Genomic DNA, 19,149 nt, shown 5'->3' on the forward strand with positions numbered 1-19,149 from the left:
GGCATCAGCTCTCCTTCAGCTTTTTTCGGTTCATCAGAATCTGGCTGAGCAGGATCAGAAGAGCGCTGAGCACAACAATTAATGTGGAAATCGCCGAACCGTAGCCATAGCGGTACACGGCGAACGTGCTGTTGTACATATAAGTCGCAAGCAGCTCGGTCGTGTGCGCCGGGCCGCCATGGGTCATGACGAATACCTGGTCGAACGCCTTGAGGCTGCCGGCGATACACATAATCACAGTCACCTTGATCGTATTCCAGATCATCGGCAGCGTGATGTAGAACAGCTTCTTCGGTCCTGTTGCCCCTTCAAGGAGTGCGGCCTCCTCTACCTCGGACGGCAGATTTTGTATAGCAGCGATAAAAATGATCAGATAAGGACCGATGTTGGCCCAAATGATCGGCACCGAGAGCGCGTACATATTGATGTCCGGATCGGACAGCCAGGGCTGCGCCCAGGACTCCAGGCCCACAGAATTCAGCAGCAGGTTCAAAATGCCGATTTGCGGGTGGTAGATATACTTCCAGATCAGCCCGATGACGACGGTGGACAGCACCATCGGCATGAACACGGCGGAGCGGATGACACGGTAGAACCAGCGGTTACGGAGCAGCAGCAGCGACAGTACAAGGGCGATGGGAACCTGGCCGAACACCGATGCACAGACGATGATAATGTTGTTCTTGAACGAGCGCCAGAACAGCGGGTCCTGTATTACCGCAATGTAGTTTGACCAGCCGGCAAACTTGGCTGTACCGATCCCGCTCCAGTCAAAGAAGCCATAGTAGGCTGACCAGATGATAGGGACGATGACGAAAAATCCATAGAGAATAATAGAAGGCACCAGACATAATAAAAGAAAGCCTCTTAAACGCGCGGCGGCAGTGCTCATAACCTCCTCCTCCTTTTTCTGTTTTACTCAATGTGCGGTATTTGGCCGTTCAAGTGGAAGCCGCACCCGGAGGGGTGCGGACCGATTTTTTTGTATTTTCAAAAAAGATTACTTGCCTGTAGCGGCTGCTTGAGTGGTTTGCAGCTTCTCCGCCACGGAGGCAGGTTCTCCACCCAGCATAATTTCCTGCAGTCCGTTGTTGACGGCCTCACCGCCGGCAGCGGACAGATACAGATCATATACAGGGCTGAATTGGAGCGTTTTGACCAGATTGAACGCTTCATAAAACAAAGGAGTTACTTTAGATTCATCGATTTCCACGTTATACATAACCATGGAATTGCTTTCCGCGATTGCCTTTTGCGCATCCGCATTGCTTAGCTTGTAGAACAGCTCCTTTGCCAGCTTCAGCTTTTCTCCTTCGAGATTGGCGTTAAGCACAAAGCCGCCGCCCGGACCGCCGGTAATGGTGTTGGCCTCGCCGAGACCCTTCGGCATGGTCGGGAATACCGCAATGCCCACCTTGTTCATTTGCTCCTCGGAGGCGGCTGCGGCCCAGTTGCTGATGGACCAAGCACCATTCATGATCATGGCGGCATTGCCCTGGATGAACTGCTGCTCAGCCTGCGTATTATCCAGGCTGTTAGCGCCTTCCGGGAAGGCTCCTGCGTCAACCAGCTGTTTAAAATATTTTAAAGACTCCAGGAACTGCGGATCCGTGAAGGTAGCTCCATTGCCATCCTTGGCGTTCATGAACCAGTCAGTGCCTGTTACACGGTCTGCCAATACGCCGAACAAGGTCGATTGAGCTACCCATGGAGCCTGATTGCCAAGCTCAATTGGCGTAATGCCTGCTGCTTTGAATTTTTCAATGGCTGCCAGCAGCTCTTCCCAGGTAGCAGGGACTGCAACGCCGTTTTGTTCAAAAAGTTCTTTGTTGTAGAAGAGGAAGGAGGTTGCCGACATGGCGACAGGTACGGAATAAGTTTCGCCATCGTAGGTGTAGATATCGGTAGCACCAGGCAGGAATCCGTCAGCCCAATCTTTGTGCTCTTCCAGCACATCGGTGATCGGCTGAATCAGGCTGGCCTTCTGGAACTCATCTGTGAAGCTGCCTGCATAGGTAAGGAAGAGATCCGGCATTTCCTTGGCGGCTGCCACCGTTTGAATCCGTTGACGGTAAGCGTCGGTAGGGATAGGCTGCGAATCCACCGTCACATCTGGATGCTCCTGCTGAAATTCGTCGATCAGCCGGCGCATCGTTTGCGCACGAAGATCGTCACCGGAATAGTTGTGCCAGATGGAAAGCGTGATTTTTTCACCGCTGCCGCCACTGCCGGTATTTCCAGCAGTACCTGTGTCGCTGCCTCCGCTGCCCCCGCAACCGGTCACGACCAGACACAGTGTAAGTACAGCAATAAGCGCTTTGAACGTTTTTGTCATGTTTTCTTACCTCCATCCGTAAATGTTTCTCCTATAATATAAAAAACTCCCACCTGCAGGTAAGGGGGGAGAGTTAAGGGGAGGGGGGATAAATTTCAGCAGTTGCTACGGTATTCAGACGGAGTGAGTCCGGTATGGCGTTTAAAAAGCCGGGTGAAATACTTCATGTCCTCATAACCGACGCTTTTGGCGATTTCCTTCACGCGCAGGGAGGTTGCCGACAGCGCGGTCATCGCTCTTTCCATCCGTTCGGCCGTAACAAACTCAATATAGTTTCTTCCAGTCTCACGTTTGAACAAATCGCTCAGATAATTCGGATGAACATGGATGTGGGCGGCAACCTGCTGCAGCGTGATATTGTGGACAAGATTACCGCGCATAAAAGCGATAGCCTCTTTAATGTACCGGTTGGTGCTGTCAGACCATGTCAGATAAATGTCCATCATTTCCTCCAGATGACGGGTAAGCACTGCCTCGGGATCGGTGAGCAGCGTTTCCAGTGACGGCATCCGCAGCCCGGCAGCTGGCATTTCAGCACCGCTATCCCGGGCGGAGCGCTCCAGCCAGCGGTAGCCTGTCATCAGCAGCAGCTGGATATAGGCGTGAAAGGATTCGGGAGTAGCCTGCGGATTGGTCCGAACCGCCACGGATAATTCCTTAGCATGCAAGCGCAGGCTGTCCCTTTCCCCGCTCTTAAGCGCGCGTATGAAGCGGGCCTCATCTTCCGGGGAGCGAGCCAAATCGACTCCTTTCCGGCCCTGCATCTGGTCAGACGTCACCAGCCTGCTGTCATGGGCGAACCAGCGGTAAGCGTGGAGCTGCTTGGCCTGAATATAGGAGGAATGGAGCTGGTGCAGGCTCTGAACAACTGGCCCGGCGGAAATGAACAGGCCCAGGTCCAACTCCTGTTCGATGTGCTCGGCTGTCTCCAGGAGCCGCTCATTAGGATTCTGAACTCCATGGAGATTAATGACAGCCAGCATTTTTTGCCCTTTCCAGAGGCAGACGGAGGGGAACCGGCTCTTCAACTGCTGTTCCACCGAGGACAAAGCGCCATCGGTCAGGCTGTCTTGCTGTCCGGAGAGCAGCGATATCATCAGCACCTGCAGGGGAGGCAGGGGCTCGTCCAGTAGCTGCTTTATTCCAGGCAGCAGGCTGTTCAGCCTGTGCAGCTCGCCGTTTGCGGGCATGCGGCCGTTCAGCAGCAGGTCTTCGAACACGCTGATTTGCCGCGTTTGATCGCCCTCCGTCTTGTTGTCAGGACGCTGCACAGGTCTGCTGAGGATACGGCTGCGCGCATTTACGGCGGCGTTGATGATTTCCTCCGGACTGCTCGTTTTTAAAATATAATCAGCCACTCCATAGCGAATTGCCTGCTGTGTAAATTGAAATTGGTCATGAACGGAGAGGACTACGATCTCGGTCTGTGGATAGGCCTCTTTAATTTCGGCAGTCATGTCCAACCCGTTCTTGCCGGTCATCTGAATGTCGGTAAACACAATCTCGGGCTGCTCGCCCGGGAAGCGGCTGAGCGCTTCTTCTGCAGAGGCGGCAGGCTTGAGCAATGTAAAACCGTGTTCTTTCCAGGGAATCACACTGCTTAGTCCGTTGCGTATGATGATCTCATCGTCCACAATCAACAACTTCATGCTTCATTTCCTCCAATGCAGGGAATGGTAAGAAAAACGACTATCGATGTACATTTACAGAAGCCAGACCGCGTTTAGCGGTAGTTTTTCTTGCGATTCCAGGAAGCTTATGCCAAGAAGTTTATACTTTCTGGAATCTTAAACGAAATCCGGGTGCCGCGGCTTTGCTCACTTTCGATATGAAGGCCCGTATTTTCGGCATAATGCATCGCGAGACGGCTATGCACGTTGCGCAGTCCGTAGCTTCCGCTTCCGGAGCGGGGGTGTCTGCCCATTGATAAAGAAGAACGAAGTTGTTCCAGTACTTTAGGGCTCATGCCTGCCCCGTTATCCTGAACAGTAAATTCCATCCCCTCGCCTGATGCGCTTACTTTGATGCTTATGCGGCCATGCTCCCCGCTTTGCAGCACCCCGTGCAGGATTGCATTTTCGATCAAGGGCTGCAGCAGCAGCTTGAGCATTTTTTGGTGCCTGCAGTCGGGATCGACTTCGAAATCTACTGTAAATTGCTGCGGGTAACGGATGGATTGAATCTGTACATAACTCTCTACATGGGCGATTTCCTGTTGAACCTCGCAGAACTCCTCGCCCTGGTTCAGACTGAAGCGCAGAAAGCTGCTCAGCGAGTCCACCATCACCGCGATGCTGCTGTCCCTGTTCATCAAGGCCATCCAATGGACGGAAGCAAGCGTATTGTAAAGAAAGTGAGGATTGATCTGAGCCTGCAGTGCAAGCAAATCAGCTTCCTTTTTGCGGGCCTCATTCTCCTTGACCTGCGCGGTCAGGCGCCGGATGCGGCGGCTTAAGCGGTTATAGCTGATAATAAGCTGGCCCACCTCATCCGTCGAGGGGACGGGAAGCTTATCCTCCAGATTGCCCTGCTTCAAGAATACGGACAGCCGGTGTAGCGGTCTCGTAATGGTGGAGATCAGAAAAAGCAGAATTGCCGCAATGATGAAGGCGGCAGCCGCGATGACCAGAGCGGTCAGACGGAGCAGGTACTGGTTCTCGCTGCTGTACTGTGCGAAAGGAATGACGCCCAGCAGCGTCCAATCCGTATTGGGCATTTTATAATACATCAGGGTCTTCCGGTCACTGCCCTTCCCGTAATTCAGGAAGCCGGATGCCGTCTCCGACAGATTGATGCCGGGGAAGAGTTCGGCCAGTTCCCTCGCCCCGGATACCTGTTCCTGTCCTGCGATGATGCGATGATTTCCATCCAGCAGCAGCACATATCCATCACCTTCCATGCCGGATTGATGAAGGTAGCGGGAAATGACTTTCTGGTTCAGGCTGATGGCGAGGAAACCGAACGGCTGGTACGTATAGGTGCTGCGGATCGGCCGGGTCAGTGTAATCGTGCTTCCGGCAGTTGCGCCTTCTTCTCCCGAAGGAATGGACCAGAGCTTTTCGGGTTGGGCTTCTTCGGGGAGCTTACTGTCCTCTGGCAGGGCAATTGAACGTCCTTGAAACTGTTTGGCTGAATAAGATATGACTTCTTTGCTGTCGTTCGGAATGATGCTGATGTTAGCGATATAATCTTTGGAGAAAACCAGATTGGTAAGAAAAACGATGATGGAGGTGCGCAGTACGACATTGCTGCGGGAAGCGCGCAGATACTGCTGTACGTCTTCATCGCCGATCAGAAAAACCGACATGCTTTCGACATCCTTAACCATCAGCTGGAGCTGGGTATCGAGCTGGCGCAGGATATTCATGCCTGTGAGCTTGGCTTTTTCTTCTGAGAGGGAGGATGCGGTATCATATGAAAAAAAACCCAAAGATATAATTGGAATAATCATTGCCAGAATTAAAATAAAGCTCATCTTTCTCTTTAATGACCGGCCAAGCCATCTGTTCACTAGACCCTCTCCTTTCATCAAACGAAGCAGCAGGATAGATTAACGTTATTAAAATTAACATGAATATTACCGATATAATTCCGGAAAAGTTAATATGTCATGAATGATAACATTATTCTCGTTTTTTTGCAGGAGAACTTGTAAATAAAATATTCTTTGAGCGGGGCATCATGTCTGATTTTTCCATGATACAGAACAGCGTCGTCTTCCGTTTTCGCACGGATATGGATAAAGCCGAAATCACCCAGCCTGTGTTCTGATGACACTGGAATAGGCCAATCCTCTCGCTTCATAGGATAGTAGTAGTGTTATCTTATGTTAGGAGGGACCAACATGCAGATTCATGTTGTCCAGGCCAATCAGACGATCTACAGCATTGCTGCAGCATACAGCATCCCTTATGAGGATATCGTCCAAGCAAATGAACTGCCGAACCCGGAACGTCTCGTGGTCGGACAAACTCTGGTGATTCCGATTGTAGGCAGCTATTATTGGGTCCAACGGGGCGACAGCCTATGGTCGATTGCCCGGCGGTTTGGTATGACTTATCAGGAGTTGGCACGCGTGAACGGGATCTCTCCAGGCCAGTCACTGTCTGTCGGGTTTCGGCTGTACATCCCGCCCCGTTCCAGAGTGAGCGCCGAATTCAACGCTTACGTGGAGCCACGGGGGGAAGCGGTTGCTCCGGGGCTGGTGGAAGGAGCGCGGGCAGCCGCACCACATTTGACGTATTTGGCGCCATTCAGCTTTCAAGCGCTCAGGGACGGATCGTTAAAGGAGCCGCTGTTGAATGATTTTCCGCAGATCGCCCGCGCCAACCGGGTTGTGCTGATGATGGTCATTACGAATCAGGAGAACGACCAGTTCAGCAGTGAGCTTGGACGTATTTTACTGAATGATATTCCCGTTCAGAACCGTTTTTTGGACAATATTGTGGCCGCCGCCAGCCAATACGGATTTCGGGATATTCATTTCGATTTCGAATTTTTGCGGCCGACCGACCGGGAGGCATACAATAACTTCTTGCGCAAAGCCAAAACGCGCTTTCAGCGGCAAGGCTGGCTGATGTCCACCGCACTCGCCCCCAAAACCAGTGCCACACAGGCGGGGCATTGGTATGAAGCTCACGACTACCGGGCACATGGGGAGATTGCCGATTTTGTCGTGATCATGACCTATGAGTGGGGGTACAGCGGGGGTCCGGCTCAGGCCGTTTCCCCAATCGGTCCGGTAAGAAGAGTCATCGAATATGCGCTGACGGAGATGCCTGCCTCCAAAATTATGATGGGGCAAAATCTGTACGGGTACGACTGGACCCTGCCGTTTGTGCAAGGAACTGTGGCGAGGGCGGTCAGCCCGCAGCAGGCGATCGGGATCGCCGCCGACAACAACGTGGCGATTCAATACAGTACAAGGGCGCAGGCTCCGTTTTTCCGTTATACAAACGGGCAAGGCCGCGAGCATGAGGTGTGGTTTGAAGATGCCCGTTCGATTCAGGCCAAATTCGATTTGGTCAAAGAGCTGGGACTGCGGGGGATGAGCTATTGGAAGCTGGGCCTGAGCTTTCCGCAAAACTGGCTGCTGATCGAAGACAATTTTGACGTGGTAAAAAGGGGCTGAGATTAAAATAGTGACACAGATTAGTTCATGGCCTATAATTTACAGGTGTACGGACGATATAACAGTATTATAAATAAGTAATACAGTGTGTCGGCTTGACGGAAGGAGGAGATGTTTATCATCTCACTGGAGCATGTCAGCAAAACCTACCGCCTGCCAGAAGGTCAGCTGGAAGGGGTGCGGGACGTTTCTCTTCATATTCCGAAGGGAACGATTCACGGCATCATCGGTGCCAGCGGAGCGGGCAAATCCACGCTGCTTCGGATGGTCAACCTTCTGGAACGTCCGGATCAGGGCAAGGTCTTTGTCGGGGAGCAGGAGCTGACGGCCCTGTCCGCCCGGCAGCTGCGGGAGTCCCGGCGCTCGATCGGCATGATCTTTCAGCAGTATAATCTTGTGCTGAACCGCACTGTCAGCCGGAACATTTCCATGGCCATGGAGCTTGCGGGGGTGTCAAAGCCGGAGCGGCTTGCACGCATCGAGGAATGTCTGAGATTTGTAGGACTGGAGGATAAGGCGCAGCAGTATCCCTCCCGGCTGAGCGGCGGACAGAAGCAGCGGGTTGCGATTGCAAGAGCCTTGGCCAACGGTCCGAAGCTGCTGCTCTGTGACGAGCCGACTTCAGCGCTGGATCCGCAGACGACCGCGGACATTCTGGAGGTACTGCACCATATAAACCGTTCCTACGGTGTGACCATTCTCATCGTGACCCATGATATGAGTGTCGTGAGGAAGATATGCAGCCGGGTGTCTGTCATGGAGCAGGGACAAATTGTGCGGACGGTAGCAGCGGATGAACTGGAGGCAATAGGCAATGCTTGAGCAGATGATGGCGGATGTCGTGAAGTATCAGTCCGAAATCTGGCAGGCCATCGGCGAAACCTTCGTCATGGTCGGCATTTCAATACTGGCCGCACTGCTCGCAGGTCTTCCGCTGGGGACCGTTTTGTTTTTGTGCAGAAAGGGACAGCCCTATGCGAATCGCCTGCTGTTTACGGTCCTGGACACCTTCGTAAATATTGTCCGCTCATTTCCGTTTCTGCTGCTGGTCGTGTTTTTGATTCCATTCACACGTCTGATTGTCGGAACTGCGCTGGGCACACTGGCTGCGGCCGTGCCTCTGGCTGTGGTGGCGATTGCCTACTACGCGAGACTGGTGGAGCAATCCCTGCTGGACGTTCCGCGCGGGGTGATGGAAGCCGCCTCTTCCATGGGCGCCTCGACGATCCAGATGATCGTGAAATTTCTGTATGTGGAGGCACGCTCCGGGCTCGTCTTGGGATTGACCACGGCGACGATCAGCTTCATCTCCTATTCCACAGTTATGGGGGTTGTCGGCGGCGGAGGAGTAGGGGATTTTGCCATCCGTTACGGCTATCAGCGTTTTGAGACAGAAATTATGGTATTTACGATTATCATCATGATTATTTTGGTGCAGTCCATTCAATTTGCTGGCAGCGCACTGTCCAGGCTATTGGATAAGCGGTAACCGGGGGACTTGTGCCTGAACTAGAAAAAGATGAACAGATGGAGGCTATTCCATGCGAAATATGAAAAATAATATGCTGTTGATGCTGCTTGCGGCCATGATGCTGCTTGCAGCAGGCTGCGGGCAGCAGTCCGGCCAATCCGGGACTGCAGGAGAGAAGGCCGATCAGGCTGCGGGAGCCAAGGAGGAAATGACGCTGAAGGTAGCGACGCTGATTCCGCCGATGACTGATGTGCTTGAACTGGTGAAGCCGCTGCTCAAAGAGGACGGCATTAATCTGGAGATTGTAGTTCTGTCCGATAATGTACAGCCGAATACGGCGCTGGCCAGCGGTGAAGTGGACGCTAACTTCTTCCAGCACGTCCCTTACATGGAACAATATAATGAAGCAAATGATTCACATCTGGTAGGGATACAGCCGATTTACCACGCGATTTACGGCGGGTATTCCAAGCGCTTCAAGAAGATTGAGGACCTGCCGGAGGGCGCGACCATCGCTATGGCGAATGATCCGTCCAATATCGGTCGTTCGCTGGTCATGTTTGAGAAGAACGGCCTGATTAAACTGAAGGAAGGAGCAGGCATCAACGCCACCCAGGCGGATATCGTGGAAAATCCGAAGCACTTCAAGTTCAAGGAAGTCGATCTGCTGATGCTGGCCCGTACGCTGGATGATGTAGATCTGGTGGCCATGACTCCCGCCTATGCCGCTCCGCTTGGTCTGACGCCGAAAAAGGATGCGCTGATCAAAGAGGATGTGGACTCCAAATTTGCAATTACGCTGGTAGCACGTGATGATAACAAGGATTCTGCGGCAATCCGCAAGCTGGCAGAACGCATGAGCGGTCCGGAAGTGAAGAAGTTTTTTGAGGACAACTACGCTGATATCGCAATTCCTGCATTTTAAATCTATTACAGCGCCCGCCATGAAAGCTCGAAACAGGCTTTTACGGCGGGCTTTTTTGTTTCGGCTTAACACCCCAACAACCACGGCTGTAATTATACCAATGATTAGCTTTGTAATCTTTTGACCTGACTTATGTTGTTGTATACTTTTTATCTAAAAACGTCCATGATTAATAGTAACATCCTTTTCCATTTATGCGAATGACATGTTATCAAATCATTCTTTTATCCTACATTTTTGAGGCGGCAGTCTTTAGCGATCAATATGAGTGGTAGAAGCCAGGTTTGATCAACTGTTCAGCGTCCTGCGAACGACTCAAATAGTGTAGAATGTGAATTATATCATGTCAGTAGTTTGAAAAAACAGGTTAATGATAAGGGGTATGTATTATGCCTAATGTTTTTTTTCAGCCTGAGAAGTATCCGTTTATGTATAAGGAAGAGGTTATTGGCAGCTTTATGATCGATTGTGATCATGAAGGGCAATATATTTATTCATTAGATATGAGCCGGGATGACCACATTCCCTGGGCTTTTAAGGACAGAAACGGGAGGTTTATCCCGCCAGACGCCGGGCGCTTACACCATGCGGTCATAAAAACCTGGTTGGAAGAGAGAATATTCCCGCCTGAAAGACAAAATGCAGAAGACTTGTTAAAAGAGCTCGGTTTACCTGAATATGACACTTTGGCTGTGTTGAAAAAGACGCGTGGCGCTGTACCAGGGAGCCCTTACTGGATTAAATTTCATCCGGAGGACACGTACATATCAGTCGTGCTGGATAAATGGGGGGCTGGCTGATGCTCTATGTGGAGGATTTAATTGAGTTGAGCAGTTCGACTTCAAGTGCGGGCGTTTTAACGAAGTGGATGGATCCCAGGAATAACACTTATATAAAAACATCCGCTTTTAATAACGAGACTAATACGTATCATGTTGAGGCCGTGATGGAGTGCCTGGCCAGCGACATTGGCAGATTAATAGGTGTGTCCGTAGTTGATTATTGGCTGGATGAGCTGAAAGTAGCGGATGCGAAGATTTTGGTTTGTGCAAGCGAGGATTACAAAATAAAAACTCCTTACAGAGATAAAATCTCTGTAACCTCCTATTTGGTAAGCAGGGGGCTGGAGGCAGCGGTCCGCTCGGACCGATACAGAAATCTTGTAGCAGAGTTTCCCGAGATTAGGGAAAGCCTGGACAGATTAATAGTGTTCGATTACTTGATTGACAACTATGACCGGCATATGAGAAATGTTGAGCTTCTCAGCTTGGAAGACGGATCGGTACGTCTCGCCCCATTGTTTGATAATGGATCATCTTTGCTGGCTGATTGGGTGACCGAGCAGGATTTGGCCGATTTGGAGGAATCCGAAGAGTTGTTTGAGGAACATATTATCAATGCAGAAACTCAATCCAAGTGCTTTGCCCATGATCACAGAGCAGAACTGATGTTAGTGGATAAGTCCGTTTTCAGGAGTATTAATCTTTCGATAACTGATGAAGAATGGGAGAAAGTTACGCGAAAATATGCCCAGTACCTAAGCCCTTTAAGGCTTAAAATGATATACAGGCTTTTAACAACCCGATATTCTAATCTATTACATTTTGCTTCAATATAATATAAGTAGAAAAATAGACCGCTGATTCCAACTCAGGAGAGAGCGGTCTATTCACATTATAGGGCTGACGGGACTCCTCAGCCTTAGCCTTGCTCCCTTTCCTTCAGAGCATCTGCAGCCAGCATCTGCAGCACCGTATTGTCCATCGGCGGATTATGCAGTCCTGCCCGCACATCGCGGTAATAGCGCTCCAGCGGCAGTTTTTTGGACAAGCTGGTGCCCCCCACAATCCGCATTGCCAAGTCAACGATCTTCAAAGCGCTGTGGGTTACGGTGTATTTGGTAAGTCCCAACTCAGGACGCATTTCGGGGCGCAGCGCTTCATGGCGGTCCCAGCGGTCTGCTGTCGCATAAAGGAGACAACGCGCCGTCCGCAGCTCGGCTTCCATTTGCCCAATGGATTGCTGCACAAGCGGAAGCCCGGCAATCGGCCCCTGAATGGAGTTGGGTTTATAGTTAGCGGCAAAATCCACCGCAAAGTCGCGCGCCGCCAATGCGATTCCCATATAGCATGCTGGGATGTGCAGGAGCCATCCGGAGCCTTCATCCATTCCTTTGCCGGGAATGCGGGCATCGTCTGCCGCAAAGGCCTGGTCAAGCACGACATCATGGCTGCCGGTACCGCGCATGCCGAGCGTATCCCAGGTTTCCTCAATTTTTACACGGTCGCTGGAATGAACCAAAAACTCGCTCACGGTATCCTCTTCCGGGAGGTAGGCCGTCACGACGAAGCGGTCAAGAACAGGGGAGAGCGTGCTGAACGTTTTGCGGCCGGTGATCAGCCAACCGCCATCGGTGCGGACAGCGGTCGTCTCCGGTCTGCCGCCTCGGCTCGGGCTGCCGGATGAAGCCTCGCTTGCGAATACGTTCAGCATGACACCCTCTTCTACGACAGCGTGGCAGAAGTCGGCGAACAACGCTTTCGGCCATTTGTCCGACGTTCTCAAGTACAGCATCTGCCCGAGATGCCAGCCGACGCCAAGCGCTGTGGAGCCGTCTCCGTAGGCCAGCCTTTCCTGTGCCTGCACCATCTCATAGAGGGAGATTTCATCCCCTCCATTAGCTTTTGGCACGGTAAGCTTCAAATATCCGGCTTCCCGCAAATCAGCAAAATTTTCAAACGGGAAAGCCCCCTCACGGTCATGCCGGGCAGCTCTCTCCGCAAACGAGGCGGCCAGCTCATCGATTTTTGCGACTCTCTGCTGTTCGGTCTCGTTTCGTATGTATTGATCAATAAACCGGCTCATATCTATGGTTCACTCCTTCAATGTGTCTGTGGAGGTCCTGCAGCAACCTCTTATACAACGATTTTATCACAGCAGAGAGGTTAATCCCCATAATAAAACAGACTAATCCAGTCCAAGAAGACGGTTTTATACTGCTCTTTCATTGTTGGTCACGATGTTTTCCGGTATAATCGATCGTATAGGTCATGAAGAACATGCCGCTTTATAAAATGCATCCCGAACCGCAGGTTCCCGATACATTGATAGAGCGGTTTTTGTTTTTTTAGGATTTTTAAAAGTACGGGAGGTGACTTAAGCTGTGGCGATTTGAAGAATACTATGAGGTCTGGTTAAACAACCAGCTTGAAATAGAATCTAACCCTAGGCGAAGGGAGAGACTTAGCCAAGGTTTGGGACATGGAACGGTGGAGTTTCTGCGGAAAGTCTGGTTCCCTGCTGTAGGAAGCCTGGACCATTTATTCCCGGAATGGGAGGTCAGAGATTTTAGTAACGGATACCGGTATTTGGACTTGGCGTATACGCCCGGGGATGCCAAAGGAGGAATTGAAATCCAGGGATACGGGCCGCATGCCAGGGACCTTGATGTCAGGAGGTTTAAGGATTTATGCCGTCGGCGTTGCTTGCTTGCATTGGATGGCTGGACTTTTCTTCCGATTGCCTATCCTTCGATTGTGGAAGAAACAAAGCAGTGCCAGCAACTGGTGCTCGCTTTTATTGGCAGGTTTGTCGCGACGGATGTACCTTCCACTTTAACATGGCTGGAGGCGGAAACTCTTCGATATGCCAGACGTCAGCTTCGGCCATTCACTCCTGGAGAGTTGACTGCGCATTTGAAAGTAACCAACCGGCACGCCAGGCGGATTTTGCAGGGGTTAGTGGAAAAGAAACTGCTTGATAAGGCCAGTGGTTCGCAGCGTATTCGCACCTATCAGCTTCATCTGTAACAAGGATGATTGAAACCGGACTGGAAAGTCCCTATTCGTTAAAAATACGGGGGATTGCCTAATATTGCGGACTGAGATGCATCTATTTGATCAAAATATTACTCTACGGCAGCAATTCGGGGCGAATAAAGGCTATACGGTCCGCAATAGTGGCGTTTTGGGGCGAAGAGCAGCAAATAGGGGCGCTCCAGTCCGTTAAGCTCACGGCAAGCCCCCTTAGTTTCGGTTCCCTCAAGGATCGGTTCCACCAACCTCTTCAAGTGGTCTGCCGGGTATATCTTCACCATCTTCGAATGCTACTCGCCCGGACGTCATCTTACCATCCGCCATGGGTACCAGCCCGGCGCATACCAAAGTACCCCTGCACATCTCTTACCACCACATATGCTAAAATAGACAAAACAGGTTTTTTCCCGAAAGGATTCAATAGATATGAGTTTTCAATTGACCAAACGGGTCATCAAGGAACTGTGCGGCCGTTTCTCTTATGAAAAGGGAGAGGTTTATCAAAGCGCAGGCAGGGTGCGTTTCACAGCAAATCATCCTGACAGACACTTCTATGAAGCTGAGGTGCGGGGCACAAGCTTACACCAGGTTACTGTGAATATGGAGGATGGTGATGTGCATGCGCAGTGTACTTGTCCCGCCTTTGAGTCATATGGGGAATATTGCAAACATATCGCCGCTGTGCTGCTGGAAATTCATGACCATGAGCATGGCAGCCGTCCGCCGGTCCGTTCCTACGAGTCCGCGTTATTCCCGGAGAACCAGCAGGATCAGCCGGGCCGGATGACAGAGCGTTACACGAGTCGTGAAGCGAGACGCAGCAGCCCTTCGCTGGATAAACGGCTTACTGACAGTGTCCTGAATCTGTTCTCGGACAAGCCGCAGCCTCCGACGGGCATGCGTCCTCTGTTCGAAACGCGGGAGCCGCTGCAGGCGGAGTTCATCTGCAGACCGTTTCCATATGCCTACCGTAAGTACATGTTCGGCATCGAAATGAAGGTTGGTCCGAAACGGACATACGTCGTGCAGAGGATCAGGGAGTTTCTGCACGCCGTCGGCCGCCGCCAAAGCTACGTGTTCTCCAAACACTTTACGTACGATCCAGAACGACACAGCTTTCCGGACGAATATGATGCTGTCATCCGGCAGCTGCTGGACATTTATCAGCATGAGCAGCTGTACCGCGAGACAGCAAGCACTTACACCGGAAGCGCCAAAAGTGTCAGCGGCGACCGCATGCTGCTCGTACCACCTTCTGTCTGGCCATCCATGCAGCAAGCGCTGTCGCGCATCCCTGACGTGCAATTCGAGCATGACGGAACGATGTATCAGGGGATTGAGATTTCCCTTGAGCCGCTGCCGCTTCAATTTGATTTCGACCAGTCGAACGAAGAGGGCTATCTGATGAATGTGGATGGTCTGACCGATCTGCTGGTTATGGAGGATTACGGGCTAGCCATCAGCGAGGGCAAGTTCATGTCGCTAAAGCCGGAGTATGCAAGACGGCTGGCGGAGCTGAAGCGAATGCTGGAAACCCGCAACAGGCACCACATCAGCATTGCGCCTGAGCAGATGGAGGCCTTTATGGATAAAGTTGTTCCCGGTCTCATGAAGCTTGGCACCGTCCATATTTCCGAAGCTGTAACGGAGCAGGTGGTGCAGGAGCCGCTAAAAGCCAAGCTGTACCTGGACCGTGTCCGGGGCAAGCTGCTGGCAGGGCTTGAATTTTGCTACGGCGAAGTCACCATCAATCCGCTGGAAACGGACAGCCGCAGGCTGAATCCGGGGCGCATTCTGATGCGGGATACCGAGCAGGAGGGCCGTATTCTGGAGCTAATGGACAGTAGCTCTTTTGCCATGACGGACAGCGGTTATGTCATGGAGGATGAAGATGCGGAATTTGATTTCCTGCACCATACCGTGTTGCAGCTGGAGCGGCTGGTGGAGGTTTATGCGACGAGCGCCGTCAAAGTCAGGATCGCTCCAAAGCCTGCAGTACCTAAAATTCGTGTTGATGTGGACGAGCGGACGAACTGGCTGGAATTCAAATTCGATATGGACGGTATCCCTGAATCGGAGATCCGCGCTGTTCTTCAGTCCCTGGAGGAGAAGCGGCGCTATTACCGCTTGCCGAACGGCGCGCTGCTGCCGCTGAACGGGGAGGAGCTGCAGGAGATCGTCCGTTTCATGAATGAAGTAGGCATCCGCAGGAGTGACCTCGAGGATAACGATATCCGTGTTCCGCTCCTGCGCGGACTCCATCTTATGGAGCAGAACGACAGCACAGCCCTGTTCCAGCTTGGCAGCACGCTGCAGCGGCTGCTGGAGGATGTCCGCAATCCTGACAAGCTGGAGTTTCCCGTGCCGAACAGCCTCGCCGGGGTGCTGCGTGACTACCAGCGTGTCGGATTCCGCTGGCTGAAGACGCTCGCCCACTATCGCTTTGGCGGGGTGCTGGCCGACGATATGGGGCTTGGCAAGACATTGCAGAGCATCACGTATATCGTCTCGGTCCTGCCGGACATTCGGGAGCAGAAGCTTCCGGCTCTGATTGTTGCACCGGCTTCGCTCATCTACAACTGGGCGAGCGAGCTGCAGAAGTTCGCGCCGGATATTCGGGCCGTCATCGCTGACGGCAGCCGCACGGCCCGCAGCAGCCTGGTGCGTGACGCCTATCGGGCGGATGTGATCATTACTTCCTATCCGCTGCTGCGGATGGATGTGGACCTGTACGCAGAACAGCCGTTCCATTCGCTCATTCTGGATGAGGCGCAATCGTTCAAGAACCATTCCACCCAGACAGCACATGCGGTGAAGGCTGTACAGGCAAGCCATCGTTTTGCCCTGACAGGCACACCGGTGGAGAACCATCTGGAAGAGCTGTGGTCGATCTATAACGTCGTGCTCCCCGAGCTTTTCCAAAGCCGCAAGGATTTCAACGATCTCACCCGCGAACAGATAGCGAAGCGGGTGCGGCCTTTTCTGCTGCGCCGCTTGAAAACCGACGTATTAACAGAGCTGCCTGAGAAGATTGAGACGATGCAAACTTCCAGCCTGCTGCCGGATCAGAAGAAGCTGTACACGGCCTATCTGGCGAGGCTGCAGCAGGAGACGCTCAAGCATTTGAACGAGGAGGGCTTTCAGAAGAGCCGTATCAAGATCCTTGCCGGTCTTACGCGGCTGCGCCAAATCTGCTGCCACCCGGCGCTCTTTGTGGAGGATTACAGGGGAAGCTCGGCCAAGTTCGAGCAGCTGCTGGACATCATCGAGGAATGCCGCAGCGCGGGCAAACGGGCGCTGATCTTCTCCCAATTCACCCAAATGCTCGGACTGATCGGCAGAGAGCTTGGCTATCAGGGGGTGTCCCATTTTTATTTGGATGGCCAGACACCAGCCGCTGAGCGTGTTGAGCTGTGCAACAGGTTTAACGCGGGCGAACGCGACTTTTTTCTGATCTCGCTGAAGGCGGGAGGCACCGGGTTGAATCTGACAGGCGCAGATACGGTTATTCTGTATGACCTGTGGTGGAATCCGGCTGTAGAGCAGCAGGCTGCCGACCGCGCCCACCGAATGGGACAGAAGAATATCGTGCAGGTGATCCGCCTGGTCACGCAGGGGACAGTGGAGGACAAGATGTACGAGTTGCAGCAGAGAAAGAAAAATCTGATCGAAGAAGTGATCCGTCCCGGCCAGGAGGAGCTGTCTTCAATGTCCGAGGAAGAAATCCGGGAGATTCTGATGATATGATGAAGGCGGGTGAAAAGTGGCATGATCAAAAACCTGCTGGTATCGGGATACAGAGCCCATGAGCTAAACATCTACAGCCAGAAGCATGAAGGCATCGCCTATATCCAAAAAGCGCTGACCTCCAAGCTGATTCCGCTGGCCGAGGAAGGGCTGGAATGGGTGATTACACCAGGGCAGTATGGCGTGGATTTGTGGGCATGTGAAGCCGTCATTGCTCTGAAGGAGCGGTACCCTGATCTCAAATGCTCAATTTTGGCCGCACATGCCAATATGGATGAAAAGTGGAAGGATGACCGCAAGGAATATTTTCAGCACATTCTGCGGGGCATCGATTACTTTGGGCTGGTCAGCAAGCTGCCGTATCAGGGCATCTGGCAGTTCAAGGCAAGAGACGCGCTGTTGTTCCGCAAGACGGACGGCATCCTGCTGGTGTATGACGAAGACGCCGGCGAGGGCAGTCCCCGCTTTATGAAGGAAGAGGCACTAAAGAAGCGGCAAGAGGAAGGCTATGTCTATATGAGCATCAGCTCGGAGGATATCCAGAGCATAGCCGATGAGGAGCGTTTGTATATGGAGTGAGGATACGGAATGCAGCCTGACTTAAAATAATGAGTAGAGCCCTGTTCGAAATTTTGGTGACGAATTTCGAACAGGGCTCTTTTTTGAACCTGCTTATGCTCTAACTGAAGATCAGAGATTAATCATTAACTTTTGTCAGGCTCAGACCAGAAGTTTATGATCAAGGTTTGCTGCATGTGCAGTTATTTCCGCACTATACCTTCACGCTACTTACTGTCATCCTTCGTAACCAGCTTGATGGGCACCGGAATATTGCTTTCAACCTTCTTGCCCTGCAGAATCTCGGCGGCCGTTTGCACCGCCTTTTGGCCGATCAGGTCAAATTGCTGGGCGATGGTGGCGGACAGCTTGCCGTCCTTGACCGCTTGCAGCGCATCCGCGCTTCCGTCAAAGCCGACCACCAGGATATCCCTGCCCGTGGCCGCGATTGCTTCCGCAGCGCCAAGTGCCATCTCATCATTTTGCGCAAAAACAGCTTGAATATCCGGATTGCCCTGCAGCAAATTTTCCATCACGTTCAGGCCCTTCGTCCGGTCAAAATCCGCTGCCTGCTTGGCAATCACCTTCAATTTTGTATCCGCGACGGAATGGAAGCCCTGTCCGCGTTCCCGCGCGGCAGACGTGCCCGGAATGCCTTCGAGCTCCGCAACGACTGCGCCTTCGCCAAGCTGATCCACAATGTATTCTGCGGCCATTTTACCGCCGCCGACATTATCGGAAGCGATGAGGGAGGCAACCTCGCCTTTATTCGCGGCCCGATCGATGGTTATGACAGGGATGCCCACGCCGTTCGCCGTTTGTACAGCCGCCGAGATGGCCGATGAATCTGTAGGATTGATGAGTAGAGCATTGACCCCTTGCTGAATCAGATCCTCCACGTCATTGTTTTGCTTGGCCGGATCATTTTGCGCATCCACCACGATGATCTCAAAGCCCTGCTTATCCGCTTCCTTCACCACCATGTCTTTGAGGTAGACGAAAAACGGGTTGTTCAGCGTGGACATGGATAAGCCGATCTTGACATTGCTGAGATCGCTGGCAGCCTTGGCTTTTGCCCAGGAAGGGGGTTCAAGCGAGCATCCGGCCAGCAGGAACAGGCTAAGCGCGAGCAGCAGAAAAATACTATATTTTCTCATGTTATCCCCC

15 protein-coding genes are annotated in these 19,149 nt (G+C 52.3%); 9 read left to right on the forward strand and 6 right to left on the reverse strand.

What is annotated here, in order from left to right; translation table 11 throughout:
- Positions 1–4: 4 nt before the first annotated feature.
- The 4 genes from ACE5LO_RS10660 to ACE5LO_RS10675 all read right to left on the reverse strand — a co-directional run bounded on the left by ACE5LO_RS10660 (position 5) and on the right by ACE5LO_RS10675 (position 5,846).
- The gene (locus ACE5LO_RS10660; protein ID WP_375520005.1) at positions 5–892 is read right to left on the reverse strand and encodes a carbohydrate ABC transporter permease; all 888 of its coding nucleotides are present in this window, start codon (positions 890–892) and stop codon (positions 5–7) included.
- Positions 893–1,000: 108 nt separating this feature from the next.
- The gene (locus ACE5LO_RS10665) at positions 1,001–2,335 is read right to left on the reverse strand and encodes an extracellular solute-binding protein (protein ID WP_375520006.1); all 1,335 of its coding nucleotides are present in this window, start codon (positions 2,333–2,335) and stop codon (positions 1,001–1,003) included.
- Positions 2,336–2,430: 95 nt separating this feature from the next.
- A complete protein-coding gene (locus ACE5LO_RS10670) occupies positions 2,431–3,984 on the reverse strand; it encodes a helix-turn-helix domain-containing protein (RefSeq protein ID WP_375520007.1) in 1,554 nt (517 codons plus the stop codon).
- 107 nt (positions 3,985–4,091) lie between these two features.
- Positions 4,092–5,846: a cache domain-containing sensor histidine kinase gene (locus ACE5LO_RS10675; protein WP_375520008.1), complete on the reverse strand. Its 1,755-nt coding sequence runs from the start codon at positions 5,844–5,846 to the stop codon at positions 4,092–4,094.
- Between the two features lie 333 nt (positions 5,847–6,179).
- On the opposite strand from ACE5LO_RS10675, the gene ACE5LO_RS10680 reads away from it, so the two are divergent.
- The 6 genes from ACE5LO_RS10680 (at position 6,180) to ACE5LO_RS10705 (ending at position 11,480) form a co-directional block, all read left to right on the forward strand.
- Positions 6,180–7,466, forward strand: coding sequence for a LysM peptidoglycan-binding domain-containing protein (locus ACE5LO_RS10680; RefSeq protein WP_375520009.1), 1,287 nt, complete (start codon positions 6,180–6,182; stop codon positions 7,464–7,466).
- A gap of 117 nt (positions 7,467–7,583) precedes the next feature.
- Positions 7,584–8,288 carry a methionine ABC transporter ATP-binding protein gene (locus ACE5LO_RS10685; protein WP_375520102.1) on the forward strand — a complete coding sequence of 235 codons (705 nt, stop codon included), beginning with the start codon at positions 7,584–7,586 and terminating at the stop codon, positions 8,286–8,288.
- Positions 8,281–8,955 carry a methionine ABC transporter permease gene (locus ACE5LO_RS10690; protein ID WP_375520010.1) on the forward strand — a complete coding sequence of 225 codons (675 nt, stop codon included), beginning with the start codon at positions 8,281–8,283 and terminating at the stop codon, positions 8,953–8,955. The genes ACE5LO_RS10685 and ACE5LO_RS10690 overlap by 8 nt, the downstream gene beginning before the upstream one ends.
- Before the next feature lie 61 nt (positions 8,956–9,016).
- Positions 9,017–9,862 carry a MetQ/NlpA family ABC transporter substrate-binding protein gene (locus ACE5LO_RS10695; RefSeq protein WP_375520103.1) on the forward strand — a complete coding sequence of 282 codons (846 nt, stop codon included), beginning with the start codon at positions 9,017–9,019 and terminating at the stop codon, positions 9,860–9,862.
- Positions 9,863–10,290: 428 nt separating this feature from the next.
- Positions 10,291–10,662: a hypothetical protein gene (locus ACE5LO_RS10700; RefSeq protein ID WP_375520011.1), complete on the forward strand. Its 372-nt coding sequence runs from the start codon at positions 10,291–10,293 to the stop codon at positions 10,660–10,662.
- Positions 10,662–11,480 carry a HipA domain-containing protein gene (locus ACE5LO_RS10705; RefSeq protein ID WP_375520012.1) on the forward strand — a complete coding sequence of 273 codons (819 nt, stop codon included), beginning with the start codon at positions 10,662–10,664 and terminating at the stop codon, positions 11,478–11,480. Before ACE5LO_RS10700 ends, ACE5LO_RS10705 begins: the two co-directional genes overlap by 1 nt.
- An 83-nt stretch (positions 11,481–11,563) precedes the next feature.
- On the opposite strand, the gene ACE5LO_RS10710 is transcribed toward ACE5LO_RS10705, so the two are convergent.
- The gene (locus ACE5LO_RS10710) at positions 11,564–12,727 is read right to left on the reverse strand and encodes an acyl-CoA dehydrogenase family protein (RefSeq protein WP_375520013.1); all 1,164 of its coding nucleotides are present in this window, start codon (positions 12,725–12,727) and stop codon (positions 11,564–11,566) included.
- Between the two features lie 296 nt (positions 12,728–13,023).
- Between ACE5LO_RS10710 and ACE5LO_RS10715 the strand changes: the two genes are divergently transcribed.
- The 3 genes from ACE5LO_RS10715 to ACE5LO_RS10725 all read left to right on the forward strand — a co-directional run bounded on the left by ACE5LO_RS10715 (position 13,024) and on the right by ACE5LO_RS10725 (position 18,003).
- Positions 13,024–13,671 carry a transcriptional regulator gene (locus ACE5LO_RS10715; RefSeq protein WP_375520104.1) on the forward strand — a complete coding sequence of 216 codons (648 nt, stop codon included), beginning with the start codon at positions 13,024–13,026 and terminating at the stop codon, positions 13,669–13,671.
- A gap of 432 nt (positions 13,672–14,103) precedes the next feature.
- Entirely contained in the window at positions 14,104–17,424 is a 3,321-nt protein-coding gene (locus ACE5LO_RS10720) for a DEAD/DEAH box helicase (protein ID WP_375520014.1), read from the forward strand.
- A 21-nt stretch (positions 17,425–17,445) separates the two neighbouring features.
- A complete protein-coding gene (locus ACE5LO_RS10725; RefSeq protein ID WP_375520015.1) occupies positions 17,446–18,003 on the forward strand; it encodes an SLOG family protein in 558 nt (185 codons plus the stop codon).
- Positions 18,004–18,209: 206 nt separating this feature from the next.
- On the opposite strand, the gene rbsB is transcribed toward ACE5LO_RS10725, so the two are convergent.
- Positions 18,210–19,139 (reverse strand): ribose ABC transporter substrate-binding protein RbsB, encoded by a 930-nt coding sequence (gene rbsB / locus ACE5LO_RS10730; protein WP_375520016.1) that lies wholly within the window; start codon positions 19,137–19,139, stop codon positions 18,210–18,212.
- Between the last annotated feature and the right edge of the window lie 10 nt (positions 19,140–19,149).

Origin of the sequence: Paenibacillus medicaginis (genome assembly GCF_042138635.1) — a bacterium.
In the GTDB taxonomy this organism is placed as follows: Bacteria; Bacillota; Bacilli; order Paenibacillales; family Paenibacillaceae; genus Paenibacillus; species Paenibacillus medicaginis.

Coding starts and splice junctions, on each gene's coding strand:
- ACE5LO_RS10705 (WP_375520012.1), top strand. CDS start 10,662: ATGCTCTATGTGGAGGATTTAATTGAGTTGAGCAGTTCGACTTCAAGT.
- ACE5LO_RS10660 (WP_375520005.1), bottom strand. CDS start 892: ATGAGCACTGCCGCCGCGCGTTTAAGAGGCTTTCTTTTATTATGTCTG.
- ACE5LO_RS10665 (WP_375520006.1), bottom strand. CDS start 2,335: ATGACAAAAACGTTCAAAGCGCTTATTGCTGTACTTACACTGTGTCTG.
- ACE5LO_RS10695 (WP_375520103.1), top strand. CDS start 9,017: ATGAAAAATAATATGCTGTTGATGCTGCTTGCGGCCATGATGCTGCTT.
- ACE5LO_RS10690 (WP_375520010.1), top strand. CDS start 8,281: ATGCTTGAGCAGATGATGGCGGATGTCGTGAAGTATCAGTCCGAAATC.
- ACE5LO_RS10725 (WP_375520015.1), top strand. CDS start 17,446: ATGATCAAAAACCTGCTGGTATCGGGATACAGAGCCCATGAGCTAAAC.
- ACE5LO_RS10670 (WP_375520007.1), bottom strand. CDS start 3,984: ATGAAGTTGTTGATTGTGGACGATGAGATCATCATACGCAACGGACTA.
- rbsB (WP_375520016.1), bottom strand. CDS start 19,139: ATGAGAAAATATAGTATTTTTCTGCTGCTCGCGCTTAGCCTGTTCCTG.
- ACE5LO_RS10680 (WP_375520009.1), top strand. CDS start 6,180: ATGCAGATTCATGTTGTCCAGGCCAATCAGACGATCTACAGCATTGCT.
- ACE5LO_RS10710 (WP_375520013.1), bottom strand. CDS start 12,727: ATGAGCCGGTTTATTGATCAATACATACGAAACGAGACCGAACAGCAG.
- ACE5LO_RS10700 (WP_375520011.1), top strand. CDS start 10,291: ATGTATAAGGAAGAGGTTATTGGCAGCTTTATGATCGATTGTGATCAT.
- ACE5LO_RS10720 (WP_375520014.1), top strand. CDS start 14,104: ATGAGTTTTCAATTGACCAAACGGGTCATCAAGGAACTGTGCGGCCGT.